This window comes from Methylomonas sp. BW4-1 (genome assembly GCF_052474385.1).
Map to the genome: position 1 here is coordinate 1,783,869 of NZ_CP184125.1, position 14,905 is coordinate 1,798,773.

The window sequence follows — 14,905 nt, forward strand, 5'->3', positions numbered from 1 at the left end:
AAACTCGAAAAGCCAAGTAAGCTAAGGCATAGATGAGCGGCCAACTGTTAAAATAGGCTACCTAAATTTGGAGCCTTTCAATGCGCGGACACGATGCCATTCAAAACAGCTGGTTCAGCTATGTTAGCCTGGAAGACCGTATTCCCAAACAGCATCCGTTGCGTCGTTTACGGCTACTGGTTGATGGCGTATTGGCCTCTATGGATGCCGTCTTTGCCGAGCGTTACTCGCACACAGGCCGTCCCTCGATGGCCCCTGAAAAACTGCTGCGCGCCTTGCTGTTACAAGTCCTGTATACGGTCCGTAGCGAGCGTCAGTTGATGGAACAACTGGACTACAACCTGTTGTTTCGCTGGTTTGTCGGTCTGGGCATCGACGACGCCGTGTGGGAACGCACAGTGTTCAGTGCCAACCGCGAACGCCTGCTGTCCGAAGCCCTGAGTCGCGAATTTTTTGAGCGGGTACTGGCCATAGCCGAATGGCAAAATCTGGTGTCCGACGAACACTTCAGCGTCGACGGTAGCCTCATTGAAGCCTGGGCCTCGCATAAAAGCTTCGTTAAAAAAGACGGCAGCGGCCCGGACAAACCCGCCGGCCGCAATCCCGAGGTCGACTTCAGCGGCGAAAAGCGCAGCAACGCCACCCATCAAAGTACAACCGATCCCGAAGCCCGGCTTTACAAAAAAGGCGAATACACCGAGGCCAAACTGCGTTACATCACCCACGCCCTGTCTGAGAACCGCAACGGCCTGATTGTCGATGTCGAAACCACTCAAGCCACCGGCACCGCCGAAATCGAAGCCGCGCAAAAAATGATCAAACGCCGCGAGCCCAAAGGCGGCAGCGTCGGTGCCGACAAAGGCTATGACCAAGCGGCGTTCGTCAACGGACTCGAGTCCCGTGACATCAAAGCCCATGTGGCCCGCAAAAAGACCGGCAGTGCCGTCGATGGCCGGACCGCTCGCGGCAAAGGTTACGCCCAAAGTCTCAAGCGCCGCAAAATCGTCGAAGAAGCCTTTGGCTGGGTCAAAACGGTCGGCGGCCTGCGCAAAACCCGTCACATCGGCTTAGCCAAAGTCGCGGGTCAGGCCTTGTTTTGCTTTGCCGCCTACAACCTGACGCGCATGCTCAACCTATTGGTGTTCACGCCGAAACCGGCGTGGAGTGCACCCGCCTAGGGTGAAGTTCGCCTGAAAACCGTCCACAGACGGCTTCAGGCGAATAAAAAGCCCTTGAAACCGGGGCAAAACGCTTGAAACTCGATGTCATGACCGATTTCAACTCGAAAAAATCACGAACATCGTGGGTAAGGGGAAATATCGGCGGGTTTTTCACCAGCCTGCTAGTGCAGCCTAACGTAAAAGTGAGGGGCGCGAGCGGCTTTGCCGCGAAACGTCCCTCTCGACTGACGGGTTGGGCGGCAACACGTTACTTACTCACCAATTGTTTATCCAGCACCTGTGCCTGCTCTACATGCCGGAGAGATGGCTTTGGCTGGAGGGATGGATTTGACGGATACCTATGCCCGTCAAATTGTATCAGCACTTTCCCTGTTCGTCCGGAATTTACAACCAGCGTACGCCAGCCGTGTTTGGATTCCGGTAAAACCATCAAGGGCTCTTGTGTGATCGTGCTTTCGGAAACAAAGCTGAAGCCTGCCTCTGTGCCCCGAAACACGAGCATGTTGCAACCACCAGCCCCACACCATGCATTCCCGGTCAAGAGGACTATGCCGTCGGCGCGGCCGTCTCCATTCAGATCGATCGAGAATGTGCGAAGCGATGGATAGCTTTTGTCGCCGCGCGCGGCAAGGTGGGCATAAGCGGCAGAGGCGAGTCTGTCGTCCCCTTGCGCACTTGCGCTAGGGGAAAGAAGTACGAAAAGTAACGCGAAAGCAAAGCGCTGCACCTTCATGCCTCCCTTATTGACGCCCAACGTAGAGCTAAGGGGCGGGCGCGATAGCGACCGTCCCACTTGAGCGCCATGTTAGGCGTGATATACATAGGACTAGAACATATCTATGTAATCGACAGTGCTGCGACCTTTTGCCGAAGGCCACTCTTTAAGAAGACTGTCGAAGATGCTTTGCATGAAACTCTGATCTGCTGCCGCGCTTGTACCAACATATTTGTTGCCCTGTACAAATGTTTCATAGCGCATTTGCATTTGAGTCGTTGCCTCTTCGAAGCCAACCGGGGTTAAATGTTCTGGTACCACACTCAACATAACGTCGCCATTTTTCTGAACCCACAATAAATGATGCCCCGCATCGTCATCACATGCGGCAAAGATATCTTTCAGTTCATCTATCGTTGGATTATTGTTCATATTCACAAAAAATTTCTCCTTGTTGTTTAACGCCTAACGTAAAAGTAAGGGGCGTGCCGGTTGCAGGACTTTAGCAAAACCGACGAACCCGAAAAAAAACAGCAACCTCCAAAAGCACCTGCGTCCGGCGCGTCCCTTTGACTGCCATGTTAGGCCGGAAAACAATTGGGGGAAGTGCTTTTGTATTTACAAGCATTATGCACGTGATATGTGTATGTAACCTATTTTGGACGAGATTTAACTTTTTTAATTGACCAATAAATAATGGAAGTTACTAACATTAAAGAACTTAAAAATGTTCTTATCACAAAAACACCGATAGATAACCCTTTGTAGGGATCAATATTTTCTGAAAGCTCCAAATACATTGTTCCGGTTAGGATTATTACGCTTAAACAAAAATATATGGCCAGTAACTTATACGTATTTAGAGGTATTAGGCAAATAAAAAGCATTAAAAAAGGAATGCTTGTCAGGATGATATAACTTTTATAAACACCAGGTTTGCAATCACTAACATATCGGTTGGCCCATTCAACCCCCATTTCTTTAATATGAAATCCACACATTTCAGAAGAATGATTTAGATTGGTATTTATGCTTGTCAAGAGAAAAAAATCACTAAAACTAGATAACTGACTATTTTTAATGAAGCCATAAAAAGCGTTCGGGTACCGAACTCCTGAGGATTTCCCAATAACCCAACCATTACGATAGTATACAGCTCGCTCAGCTCATCTATGTCCAAGCAGTCAATTGAGTCGAATAGTTCTGTGTTCTCGTCATGCGCTAACGGTCGCTCCTCCCTCAGAAGAGCGATATTCATAGTGTGCTTGAATGTAGAGAGCGTCAACTTAGTTAAGACCACCGAGATTTTCCATTTAACGTTTGAGCTGAGCGGCCTCCACCGGCAAGGCACCTTGGCCGCGAGACAGCCAGGCCTATCATCCGTCTCGCGGCCAAGGTGCCTTGCCGGTGGAGGTCCGCTCGAGCGAAGGGTTAGGCGTCAACTCTCGTGTGATAGCTATGACGCTCGACGAGCTTGCCCTGGTACCGGCGTTCGTCAGTGGCCAGTACGGAGTGGCATTCGAAGTCGAATGAAACGATCTTCTTTCTGTCCGTCTTGATGCGGTCGGTCCGGTGCTGGACGTCAAGCGTTGCCTCGACAAGCTTCATTTGGTCGATGTTCTCGGCGGCCAGGCGTGCGGTGAGCCAAGCGGCCAGTTCGCCGGTTATCCATAGTTCCGGCGATACACCGGAACTATGTGTTGCTGATTTCTTCAGCAAGTCAAAGGAAAGTGTCCCATCTGGAAGCTGCGCGATTCGTTCGAAGTCGTCGCCCATGCGCCAGCCGACCACCATGTGGCAGAGGGTGTTTGCGAGGTCTTGGAGTGCCTTGCGACGCATGCTTGACGCCTAACGACGAGCTCACCCGACGAAAACCGCATCGCGGTTTTTGGTCGGGTGAAGCGTATTGTTAAATGCGTTTTTGCATTGACTCATTGAATACCTTCGTTATCCTTCCCATACCCACAAGGCGACCACCTTCTTGGACGGTAAATTCCATGCCCATGAATAAACGCCCCTCTTGATATTCTGGAGCTAAAAACCATAAATTCGCTTTCCCTTTTTCTCCTGGGGCTATTGATCCATTTTGTGGATATTCATGCATTGCATCGTTAAGCATCCCCTCTATGCCAAAATCATGATTTGGTCGATATCCTGAAAACATAGAAGATTTCCTTCCGCCCTCGGCAGTGGGTCGAGCAGTGATTTCTGCTTCAATATCTGGTTCTCTTGGTGGGCGTTTGAATTCAGGCATGTCCATACCGAGAGCATTTAACTATTGATTATCAGGCAAATCTGCCTGATAAGTTGATATTGCCGGCCTTTTCAGGCGTTTTTGCCCTGATAACTCCCGAACCGGGCAAATGTGCCTTGATAATCTGATATTAGCCATAAATTCAGGCAAATTTGCCTATATAATACTTTTTCGCCTGACTATAGCTGTTAACACTTTTATGTCAAGTTCAAAATCGCCGACCTTGCTGGAAGATGTGCGCCGCGTCATGCGGCTCAAGCATTATTCGCTGCATACCGAACGTACGTATTCCGAGTGGATCAAGCAGTTCGTGAAGTTTCATCAACTGAATGAGCGAGCTGGGCTGTTTGAAAACAGCGAGGCCAAGATAGAAGCGTTTTTAAGCTATCTGGCGACAGAGCGCAAGGTGGCATCGGCCACCCAAAATCAGGCGATGAATGCTTTGGTGTTTTTATACAAACAGGTGCTGAATAGGCCGCTGCCCCAGCGCATCGAGGCTATCCGTTCCAAAACCAGTCGCCATGTACCGGTGGTGTTGACGATAGACGAGGTCAAGCTGGTTTTGCCGCGTGTGGAAGGCGTGGCGCAGTTGGTGGTCAAGCTTTTATACGGCAGTGGTTTGCGGATTACCGAGGCTGTCCGGTTGCGGGTACAGGTATAAGCAGATTACCGTACGTTCCGGCAAAGGCGACAAGGATAGGGTCACCACGTTTTCTGCAAGCCTGATGCCTTTATTACAAAATCATTTGGAAAAGGTCAAGGCGATTCACGAACAGGATTTGGCTGATGGTTTCGGCGCGGTGTATTTGCCGTACGCCTTGGCTAAAAAGTATCCTAATGCCGAGCGAGAGTGGGGCTGGCAATATGTGTTTCCAGCACGTTCCTTATCGGTCGATCCCTTGTCCGGCGAGACTCGACGCCATCATATCGATCAATCGTTGGTGAATAAGGCTATCAAGGCTGCGGTTCGGCAAGCCGGTATTGCCAAACGGGTTTCCGCGCACACCTTTCGGCATTCTTTTGCCACACATCTGTTGCAACGTGGTACGGATATTCGAACCATTCAGGCGTTACTGGGGCATAGTGAGCTGGAAACGACGATGATTTATACCCATGTTTTGAATCAGGGTGGGCAGGGCGTCATCAGTCCGCTGGATGATTTGGCTATTTGATTGGTCAGTGTGACGATTTAGGAGAAAACTTGAACACTATTTTCGATTTAGCCGAGCGCTGCTTGTTCGGAGAGGAGAATAGGGTCAGATCTTGCAATCATGCAACTATGAAAGACCTTGGTATATTTTAAGACCTGTCCCATTGGATTCAAAAAATTGGGAAGTTCTAAATCAGTTCAAAGCCACGCCAGTAATGGCGTTGAAAAAACGCCTGTGGGACTTTTGCGGTTTGTTTGAATGTACCCGATGTAAGGTAAATCAATCGCCCGCCACGGTATCCACCAACAAAATCCGCTCGCTATCTAGGCGTAAAGACAGGGTTTTGCAAAGCAAGCTGGTTTCAAAATCCATGTAGCGCTCGGAAGTGACGATGCGGTTGCGGTCGCCGCAGTTTTCCAAGGCCAGTAATTGAAAGAAGTAGGGGCGCCAGGACCAGTTAAAGCCTATTTTGCGCGGATCGGTGAACCATTGGTTTTCCTTGAAATTAAAATCCGGGGAAATTTGGTCGCCGTGGTTGTTGCACAAATAAAAACGAATCACGCCGCTATCGGTAAAATTCCAGCTGACCAGTTCATTCAAGTTAAAGTCGTCCTGCAAGGTTTCGGCCAGCTTATAAATCAAGGTTTTGGTGGTGTTAATGGCGCTGACCTTCTTTTGCACCTTCACCAATGTGTTTTTCAAAAATTTAGTGCGCAATGAGGCGATGTGTTGTTCATAAAGCTCGGCATGCTGAAAATCGGCTTCGGCTTTGGCAAACAAAAACCCCTGCATGAATTGCGCGCCGCAGTTCAAACTAAATAAAAATGCTTCGTCGGATTCCACGCCTTCGCAAATGATCCGGCAGCCGGTGCGTTTACCCAGACGGGAAATCATATGAATGATGTCGCCGGCGATGCCGCCCTTGGTGGCCAGCTTGAACAGCCGCATATCGATTTTGATGATGTCGGGTTGAATGGCGATCACCCGTTCCAGTTGCGAGGCGCCGGCGCCGAAATCGCCGATAGCCACACTCAAGCCGTGTTTGCGGTAGCGCTGCACGATCTGTTTTAACTTTTGCGGATCGACATGCGCATTGGAAATTTCCACGATGATGCGTCGCCGGTCGATATTCAACTCGTCCAACATCCGTAGCGTGGGCAGCGTGTTTAATTGGCGCAGATTTTCTATCCAGGCCGCGGAAATATTCAGCGCCAGATAGCTTTGCGTATCGGCCAATTCCGAAAACTTTTCCAGAGCTTGCCAACGTACCTGCCTGTCCAGTTCTATCCGGGTTTTGGCATCCACCTCGGCGGAAGAGAAGAGGGCGCCGGCAGACACGACTTTGCCTTTGCCGTCGTATTGGCGGGCCAGGGCTTCGTAGCCGACGATTTTGCCGCTGGCCACCGAAATAATGGGTTGGAAATACGGAAATAACTGTGTTTTAGCTTGCATCGTCCCTTGGGCTATTAATTTAACTGGGTTTGGTTAAAAACTCCTTCAACTCCGCGACGCAGGAACCGCAACCGCTACCGGCGCTCAAACAGGCGCTGATGTCGGCGACGCTTTGCAATTGCTGGGCTTGCACCGCGTGTCGGATAGTTTTTTCGCCCACATTGAAACACGAACAGACGATTCGGCCAATATCGGCTTCACCTTTTGGCGGCAGTCCGCTTAGCAAGCTCAGGCGCTCGGCGCGGCTCAGCTCAATTTTAGCGAATAAACTGCCCAGCCAGCCAGGCTCGGGCAGCTCGCAATCCGGTCCGACGAACAAACAGGCTTGTAATTCGCGATCCGGTAAATAAGCGGTACGGTAATAGCCGGCTTGTTGGTCGCTGTATTCCAGCCAGCAGTTATCATCATCAATATGTCTAGTGTCAGCGAGCAGCGCGCGGCTCCAGGCCCGCCAGTCCTTGCCGGGTTCAGTAGACGCTAACTCGTAACGAAAATAGCGGTCGCCGCGCACACTGACTTGATATTCGGCCCCGCCAATTTGCAAGGGACGGCGCGACAAAATAGTGGCATACCAACGTGCCGGCCAGGCATGGATTGTGGCCGGTGTTTGCTTGCTTTCCGGTTGCCCGGAATAGGGATCGACCACCGGATTGACCACGGCACCCATGCGGCCGTGGCTGCTGAGTTGTTCGGTCCAGTGCATAGGTACGAACAGACTGCCGATTTGTTGCCCCGGATTGAGATCGACGCGGGCCAGCATAGAGCCCCAACGGCTTTCTATCTGCGCCAGACTGCGCGCGCTTAAGCCGAGGCGTTCAGCGTCGGCGGGGTTTATCTCGACGAAAGGTTCCGGGCGGTGCGCGTTTAATTTGGCGGCCAGACTGGTGCGGGTCATCGTGTGCCATTGGTCGCGCAGGCGGCCGGTATTCAGCGTAAACGGATAATCGTTATCCGGCGCGTTAACAGGCGGACGCGGGGTAATCGGGATGAAGCGGGCTTTACGATTGCTTGTGTAGTACTGGCCGTCAGTAAACATTCTGGCTGCGCCTGCGCTTTGCTGGTGGGTGACCGGCCATTGCACCGGTTGCAGCGCGTCATAACCTTGCCCGTCCAAGTGGACAAAGGCCGATAAATTGAAATCGCGTAATTCATGCTCTGTATCGTTTTCGAAGGCCGACAGCGCGGCGTGTTCACGAAAAATATCGGCGCTGGATTGGTAATTAAACGCATCGCTAAACCCCATGCGTTGCGCGACTTGGCTGATGATCCACCAGTCGTGTTTGGCTTCGCCGGATGCCGGAAACAAGGGCCGTTGCCGGGAGATGCGCCGCTCCAGATTGGTGACGGTGCCGTCTTTCTCGCTCCAGACCGGTGGCCGGCAGCAGCACATGGGCCAACTTGGCGGTATCGGTGTTGGCGATGCAATCGGAAACCACCACCAATTCGCATTGCTGCAAGGCACGTTTCACTTTGTCGGCGTCAGGCATCGACACCACCGGATTGGTCGCCATGATCCACACGGCCTTGATTTGACCGGCGGCAATGGCGTCGAACATCGCTACGGCCTTCAAACCTTGTTTGTCGGCGACTTTGTCACTACCCCAAAAGCGGCCGACTCTATCGACGTGTTCCGGGTTTTCCAGGTCCATATGCGCAGCCAGGGTGTTGGCTAAACCGCCCACTTCGCGGCCGCCCATCGCGTTAGGTTGGCCGGTAAACGAGAACGGTCCCATGCCCGGCTTGCCGATGCGGCCGCTGGCGAGGTGGCAGTTGATGATGGCGTTGCATTTATCCGAACCGGAGCTGGACTGGTTGATGCCTTGCGAATAAACCGTGACGGTTTTCTCGGTGCCGGCAAACCAGTCGAACAGTGTGGCGACTGCTTCGCTAGGCAAGCCACAGCCTGCGGCGACCTGCTTGATACTGCCGGCGGTTCTCACAGCTTCTTGCAATGCGGCTTCGAAACCTTCGGTATGCGTGTCTATATAAGTCTGATCGATCCGGCCGTTTTGCGCTAAATAAGCCAGAATGCCGTTGAATAATAGTGCATCCATGCCCGGTTTAACGGGCAAATGCAAATCGGCGATGTCGCAACTGGCCGTGCTGCGCGGATCGATCACCACAATCTTTAGATTTGGGTTGTTTTCCTTAGCCTTGCGGATGCGTTGAAAGGCAATCGGGTGGCACCAGGCGGCATTGGAGCCTACCAGTAAAATCAATTCGGCCAGTTCCAGGTCTTCGTAATTGCAAGGCACGGTGTCGGCGCCGAACGCGCGTTTGTAGCCCACTACCGCCGAGGACATGCACAAACGGGAATTGGTATCGATATTAGCGGTGCCGATGAAGCCTTTCATCAATTTGTTGGCGACGTAGTAATCCTCGGTCAGCAATTGGCCTGAGACATAAAACGCCACCGCTTCGGGGCCGTGCTGCGCAATAATGGTGTTGAAGCGTTCCGCGACATGATCTAAAGCTGACGCCCAATCGACTTGTTTCCCTTGAATGCTGGGGTAGAGCAGGCGGTTTTCCAGCGACACGGTATCGCCCAGCGTCGCGCCTTTGGAGCAAAGTCTGCCGAAATTGGCCGGGTGCTTACTGTCGCCTTTGATGCTGACCCGGTGTGTCGCGTGGTCTTCTATCGTGGCTTCGATGCCGCAGCCGACGCCGCAATAAGGACAAGTGGTTTTGATGGTGTTCATGGGTAAAGGAATTTAAGCCGCGCGCGCGAGCGGGATTCTGCCGAACATCAAGCGGTCGCGGATCGCGGCAATCGGCGTGCTTTCTTTAACCAAATTCAGATACCAGGCACTGTCGCTGGTGTCGCCGTACAAAATAACGCCGACGACGACGTCGCCGCGTAGCACGATTTTTTTATAGATGCCCAGGCCGTGGTCAATCAACTGCAAAATCTGGCATTCGCTGTCGCCTTCGAAATCGCCCACCGAGAATAAATCGATACCGGTGACTTTCAACATCGTCGCGGACGATAAGGTTTTAAATTGGCTATCGACTTTACCTGCCAGTTGTTGCGCGCAGACTTTGGCCTGTTCGTAGACCGGCGCGACCAAACCGAACAGTTCGCCCCGATGCTGCACGCATTCGCCGACCGAGAATATCGCCGGGTCGCTAGTCTGCATGCCGTCGTCGACTACGATGCCGTGCTGACACGCCAGACCGATGCGTTTAGCCAGACTGATATTGGGCTTAATGCCGGTGGACATGATCAGCATGTCGGCCGGTAATACGCTGCCGTTACTCAAAGTCACCGCGCTGATATGCCCGTCCTGACTGTCTATGCGTTGGATGGTGGTACCCAGATGAAACTGAATGCCTTTATCCGCCAATTGTCGTTGTAAAAACGCCGCAGCTTTACCATCCAATTGCCGGTTCAACAAATGGTCGGCACGGTTGATGACGCTGACTTGCATACCGCGTTGCAATAAGCCGTTGGCGGCTTCCAGACCCAGTAAACCACCGCCCAGAATGACCGCATGGCGTTTGCTGGCGGATTTTTCGATCATGGTTTCCACGTCGGCGATGTCTCTAAAGCCCAATACGCCTTCGACGTCGCGGCCCGGTATGTCCAGCATCAGCGGCAAGGAACCGGTGGCGATCAACAGTTTGTCGTAAAACGCGCAGGTGCCGTCGTGGGCGATGACACAGCGGCGTTCGCGATCCACATCGACAACCGCTTTGTCCGGTCCGCAATACAAGGTCACGCGGTTTTTTAGATACCAATCGAAATCGTGAATCATGATGTCGGCAACGCTTTTGGCGCCGAACAACACAGGTGTCAGCATGATGCGATTGTAGTTGCCGTGCGGCTCGGCGCCGAACACGGTAATGTCGTAGCGATCCGGTACGGTTTGAATCAATTCGTCAACGGTGCGCATGCCGGCCATGCCATTGCCTATCACTACCAATTTGAGTTTCATGATGTTGTCGGTACTATTTGCGAAGATCGGTGGGAAATCGGGCGCAAACTGTGCAAAACAGTTTGCGCCGCTGCTGCCTAGAAGCTGACGTTGCCTTGCATCCAAATCACTTGGGTGTCCGGGAACGCCGGGTTATCGCTGTTAAAGTTCGCGTACTTGGCTAACAGCGAGTAATGTTTGCCAAACTTTTTCAGGGCCTGAAAATCCCATTCCTTACCGTATTCAATTTTGCCGGTATCGTCTTTAAAGTCGTGATAGACGCCGGTAATGATCAAGCTGTCGTTCATTGCTTTGTAGCTGGCGGTGGCGAAGACGTCGCGGATACCATTAGCCGGTGTAGTCAAAAATAAATCCGCCCACCCCTGGAAAGCGTGATTGGTGCCCAGCGGGGTTTGGAAAGATTTGCCGGCTCCGTAGCCGTTTAGCTGCTCCACGGCACCTGATACGGTCAGATTGTAAGCACTGGCCCCCGCCATCAGGTTAATGCGGTCGGCCTGATAGTGGTTGGGGTTGTCGCCGTAGTCCGATTGTTTGCTCCATTCGGCCGTGTAGATGGCATTGACAGTGTCAAAAAACTGCGGCGATTTGCCGTCGAAGCGCAAGCCGTAGGTTTGCGAGGAGTTAGCGTAGTTAGCGCGTTCGCGGTAATCCAGCCAGTATCCGTAACCGATCAGGTTGCCCCAGTCATTAATCTTGTAATTCAGGTTTAAAAACGGCGCGTTTATCGAATGCGTTTCGCCGAATATGTTTTGGATGTGGTCGATATAGCCGACGTTTGCTGTCAGCCCGAACAAGGTCTGATTATTGTGGGTGATCAGAATCGAGTCATAGGTCATCTCCATCTGCCGCCAGCCGACGTTGCCGATGAAGCGGTCGTCGTCCAATTTGATGCGTTGCCGGCCGACTTTGATCAGGGTGTCGGCGATGCCTTTGTAGCTGATCCAGAATTGATTCAGCTCGTTACGGGCAGGATCGGCAATCACGGCATAGTTGCGGTCACGGTTCGAGGTAGTACCGCCGCGGTCGTAGTCGGCTTGCGCCGCGTAGAGGCCTTCGTATTCCGCGTAACCTTGGAAATCGTGAAAAACCGGCGTCAGGAAACCCAGCCGCAGGCGCACCGTATTGGCGTTGGCGGTTTCCACCGGCTGGCCGCCCATATTGGCGGGTTTACGAACAGAGTTGTCTTTATCGACATTCTCCCAGCGGTAATTCAAATCCATTTTTACTGCGCCGTTACTGCCATAATGGTAGAAATTTAAGGCGTCTTCCACCTCTTTGGTAATGTCGGCGGCGGCCGGCAGGCTGACGAAGGTGAGTGATAATAGTGTCGCCGGTAACTTGCCGGTTGGACGTTTGAGTGTTTGCGGCATAAGGCCCCCTAGGGAAACAAGCGGTTATAAATTAATGGGTGTGATCGCATTCGGACAGGAAGGTCAGCAAGCTCTCCCGGTACTTGTAGTAATCCGGATGCTCCAGCAGGGCCTTGCGAGTACGCGGCCGAGGCAGGTCGATTTCTTGAATTTTGCCGATTTTGGCGTGCGGGCCGTTGGTCATCATCACCACTCTGTCAGCCAATAGAATGGCTTCGTCGACGTCGTGGGTCACGACGATCGCGGTGACGTGGGTGCGTTCCCAGACTTCCATCAATACTTCCTGCAATTCCCAACGGGTCAACGAATCCAGCATACCGAACGGTTCGTCCAATAGCAGTAATTTTGGCGACAAGGCAAAGGCGCGGGCAATACCGACGCGCTGGCGCATGCCGTTGGACATGTCCCCGGCTTTTTTAAACATCGCATCGGCCAGACCGACCCGGGTCAGGTAGTATTCGACGATATCCTCGCGTTCGTCTTGCGACGCATGTGGGTAGACTTTATCCACGCCCAGCATCACGTTTTCGAAGGCGGTCAGCCAGGGAAACAGGCTAGGAGCCTGAAACACCACGCCGCGATCCGGACCGGCGCCGCTGATTTCCCGGTTATCCAAAATAATGCCGCCTTCGGAAATTTCGTTCAGGCCGGCGGTCATCGACAACACCGTGGATTTACCGCAACCGGAGTGGCCGATGATGGAAATGAATTCGCCTTTCTTCATTTTTAAATCGAAGCCGTCGACCACTTTCACGGTACTGTTGCCGTCCGGGGTAGGGTAGATTTTGGACAGATTGGAGAATTCCAGATAGCGGGCCTTGCCCAGATCGCGGGCGCTGGGTTTTAGCGCCGAGGTATCCAGCTTCCAGTCGTTACTGGTATTGGGGCGGACATCCGGCAGTTTGAGCTTGTCGCCAGCGTCGGCTTGGGCTTTTTCCATGCCGATATTCATCAAATAGCGGGTGATTTCCGCGCGCAGGCGTTTGAATTCATCGTTATGGTTTAAAGCGGTGCGGTCGCGCGGCCGCTCCAGGTTGACCGTAAAGGACGGGCCAAAGCTGGCATCCGGGCCGGGATTGAGTGGAATGACCCGGTCGGCCATGTAAATGGCTTCATCGACGTCGTTGGTAATCAAGATGACAGTCTTTTTATCCTGTTCCCAAATTTGCAGAATTTCGTCTTGCAAGTTGCCGCGGGTCAGCGCATCCAGGGCGCTGAGCGGTTCGTCCAGCAGCAAAATATCCGGGTTGGCGGCCAGCGCCCGGGCCACGTTAACACGCTGGCGCATACCGCCTGACAACTCGGCGGGTTTTTTGTCCATCGCCCGGCCGAGGTTCACCATTTTGACGTACTTCTCGGTATGGGCGCGGCGTTGTTCCGGCGTCCAGTCCTTGAAGATCGCATCCACCGCCAGCGCCACGTTTTCGTAAACGGTTAGCCAGGGCATCAAGGAATAGTTTTGAAACACCACCCCGCGATCCGGGCCGGGTTCGGTGATGGGCTGGCCTTGTTTCAATAGTTCGCCGCTGTCGGCATGGATTAAACCGGCAATCATCGATACCAAGGTCGTTTTGCCGCTGCCGGAAAAACCGACAATGGCGATAAACTCGCCTTCGCGAATATCCAGATTAATGTCTCTGAGGATGGAGGTTTTGTCTTTGCCTTCTCCATAGGATTTACAGACATTTTTTAACTCTACTAGCGGCTTATACGCATCGTTGGCGGGAACGGAAGACATGGCGGATTGTTTGTGCATGGAAAGTTCGATGATTTTGGCTTGGGCGGCGCTCATGACGGTATCCTCAGATTTTTTGGAACGAGAACAGGTTTTGTAACGAGTGCATTACCCGGTCGAGAATGAAACCGATAATACCGATGGTAAATACCGCTACCATGATCCTGCTCAAGGAATTGGAACTGCCGTTTTGGAATTCATCCCAGACGAATTTGCCCAGTCCTGGGTTTTGCGCCAGCATCTCGGCAGCGATCAAAACCATCCAGCCCACGCCCAAGGATAGGCGCATCCCGGTAAAGATATAAGGCAATGCCGATGGCAGAATGATGCGTTTGATTTGCGTGGCCCAATCCAGTCTTAACACTTTGCCGACGTTGACCAGGTCGCGGTCGATGGAGGATACGCCCACCGCGGTGTTGATCAGCGTTGGCCATAAAGAGCATAAAGTCACGGTGATGGCCGAAGTGACGAACGATTTGGCGAACCAGGAATCGTCGTCAGTGACATAGATGGCGCTCACCACCAAGGTGACGATGGGCAACCAGGCCAGCGGCGATACCGGTTTGAAGATTTGAATCAATGGGTTAAACGCGGTATTCAACACCGGACTCATGCCGCAGATGATGCCTAGAGGCACGGCAATCAGCGTGGCGATGATAAAGCCGGCGAATACGGTGCGCAGGCTGGTAAATATTTGGTCCAGATAAGTCGGTTTGCCGGTGTAGGGGCGGGGCTTGATTTCCGCTTTGGGGTCTTCGGCCAACTTTTCTTTATTCCGCAATTCCTGGCGTTCGTAAAACTCGGCCATTTTGGTTTTTTCCGCATAGTGTTCAGTCACCAAACCGCTGACTTCCGACCAGACTGCGACCGGGCCGGGAATGGCGCCCAAACTGGTGTTGATGCGTGCGGCAGTGACGCTCCAAAATCCTAAAAACAAGATGAAAGCGATGATGGGCACGCCCATGACCAGCCATAACTGGCGCATTTGCTGGGCAGGATTTTCACCGGCGGCGATTTTGACCAAGGGTACGAACCAAGTCAGGCCGGTGATGTTAAAGAATTTGATCAATGTACTAGTCATGTCTTTGCTCGCTTGTCTTAATGGTGTCGGT

General features: G+C 52.6%; 14 protein-coding genes. 3 read left to right on the top strand and 11 right to left on the bottom strand.

Translation table 11 applies throughout. The features are described from left to right. Positions 1-80 precede the first annotated feature (80 nt). Entirely contained in the window at positions 81-1,178 is a 1,098-nt protein-coding gene (locus tag ACH5Y9_RS08270) for an IS5 family transposase (RefSeq protein ID WP_445369242.1), read from the top strand. Between the two features lie 250 nt (positions 1,179-1,428). On the opposite strand, the gene ACH5Y9_RS08275 is transcribed toward ACH5Y9_RS08270, so the two are convergent. The 4 genes from ACH5Y9_RS08275 to ACH5Y9_RS08290 all read right to left on the bottom strand — a co-directional run bounded on the left by ACH5Y9_RS08275 (position 1,429) and on the right by ACH5Y9_RS08290 (position 4,150). Further along, the gene (locus tag ACH5Y9_RS08275; RefSeq protein ID WP_445369243.1) at positions 1,429-1,914 is read right to left on the bottom strand and encodes a hypothetical protein; all 486 of its coding nucleotides are present in this window, start codon (positions 1,912-1,914) and stop codon (positions 1,429-1,431) included. A gap of 93 nt (positions 1,915-2,007) precedes the next feature. Then, the gene (locus ACH5Y9_RS08280; protein WP_445369244.1) at positions 2,008-2,334 is read right to left on the bottom strand and encodes a hypothetical protein; all 327 of its coding nucleotides are present in this window, start codon (positions 2,332-2,334) and stop codon (positions 2,008-2,010) included. Between the two features lie 993 nt (positions 2,335-3,327). Then, positions 3,328-3,735: a hypothetical protein gene (locus ACH5Y9_RS08285; RefSeq protein WP_445369245.1), complete on the bottom strand. Its 408-nt coding sequence runs from the start codon at positions 3,733-3,735 to the stop codon at positions 3,328-3,330. Between the two features lie 70 nt (positions 3,736-3,805). Further along, a complete protein-coding gene (locus ACH5Y9_RS08290) occupies positions 3,806-4,150 on the bottom strand; it encodes a hypothetical protein (protein ID WP_445369246.1) in 345 nt (114 codons plus the stop codon). Between the two features lie 199 nt (positions 4,151-4,349). Here ACH5Y9_RS08290 and ACH5Y9_RS08295 point away from each other — a divergent pair, with 199 nt between their 5' ends. After that, positions 4,350-4,811 carry a phage integrase N-terminal SAM-like domain-containing protein gene (locus ACH5Y9_RS08295; RefSeq protein WP_445369247.1) on the top strand — a complete coding sequence of 154 codons (462 nt, stop codon included), beginning with the start codon at positions 4,350-4,352 and terminating at the stop codon, positions 4,809-4,811. Then, entirely contained in the window at positions 4,765-5,322 is a 558-nt protein-coding gene (locus ACH5Y9_RS08300) for a tyrosine-type recombinase/integrase (RefSeq protein WP_445369248.1), read from the top strand. Before ACH5Y9_RS08295 ends, ACH5Y9_RS08300 begins: the two co-directional genes overlap by 47 nt. Before the next feature lie 258 nt (positions 5,323-5,580). On the opposite strand, the gene ACH5Y9_RS08305 is transcribed toward ACH5Y9_RS08300, so the two are convergent. The 7 genes from ACH5Y9_RS08305 to ACH5Y9_RS08335 all read right to left on the bottom strand — a co-directional run bounded on the left by ACH5Y9_RS08305 (position 5,581) and on the right by ACH5Y9_RS08335 (position 14,874). Beyond that, on the bottom strand, positions 5,581-6,753 hold the full coding sequence (locus ACH5Y9_RS08305) for an EAL domain-containing protein (RefSeq protein WP_445369249.1): 1,173 nt from the start codon (positions 6,751-6,753) through the stop codon (positions 5,581-5,583). Between the two features lie 19 nt (positions 6,754-6,772). Then, on the bottom strand, positions 6,773-8,089 hold the full coding sequence (locus tag ACH5Y9_RS08310; RefSeq protein ID WP_445369878.1) for a molybdopterin dinucleotide binding domain-containing protein: 1,317 nt from the start codon (positions 8,087-8,089) through the stop codon (positions 6,773-6,775). Continuing rightward, on the bottom strand, positions 7,986-9,452 hold the full coding sequence (locus ACH5Y9_RS08315; protein WP_445369250.1) for a molybdopterin-dependent oxidoreductase: 1,467 nt from the start codon (positions 9,450-9,452) through the stop codon (positions 7,986-7,988). Before ACH5Y9_RS08315 ends, ACH5Y9_RS08310 begins: the two co-directional genes overlap by 104 nt. Before the next feature lie 12 nt (positions 9,453-9,464). Next, entirely contained in the window at positions 9,465-10,688 is a 1,224-nt protein-coding gene (locus tag ACH5Y9_RS08320) for an NAD(P)/FAD-dependent oxidoreductase (protein ID WP_051669854.1), read from the bottom strand. A 77-nt stretch (positions 10,689-10,765) separates the two neighbouring features. Further along, positions 10,766-12,058, bottom strand: a complete 1,293-nt coding sequence (locus ACH5Y9_RS08325) for an alginate export family protein (protein WP_445369251.1) — start codon at positions 12,056-12,058, stop codon at positions 10,766-10,768. A gap of 31 nt (positions 12,059-12,089) precedes the next feature. Further along, complete coding sequence (locus tag ACH5Y9_RS08330; protein ID WP_033156209.1) at positions 12,090-13,850, bottom strand: ABC transporter ATP-binding protein; 1,761 nt, start codon at positions 13,848-13,850, stop codon at positions 12,090-12,092. A gap of 10 nt (positions 13,851-13,860) precedes the next feature. Next, a complete protein-coding gene (locus ACH5Y9_RS08335) occupies positions 13,861-14,874 on the bottom strand; it encodes an ABC transporter permease (RefSeq protein ID WP_445369252.1) in 1,014 nt (337 codons plus the stop codon). Positions 14,875-14,905: the final 31 nt, after the last annotated feature.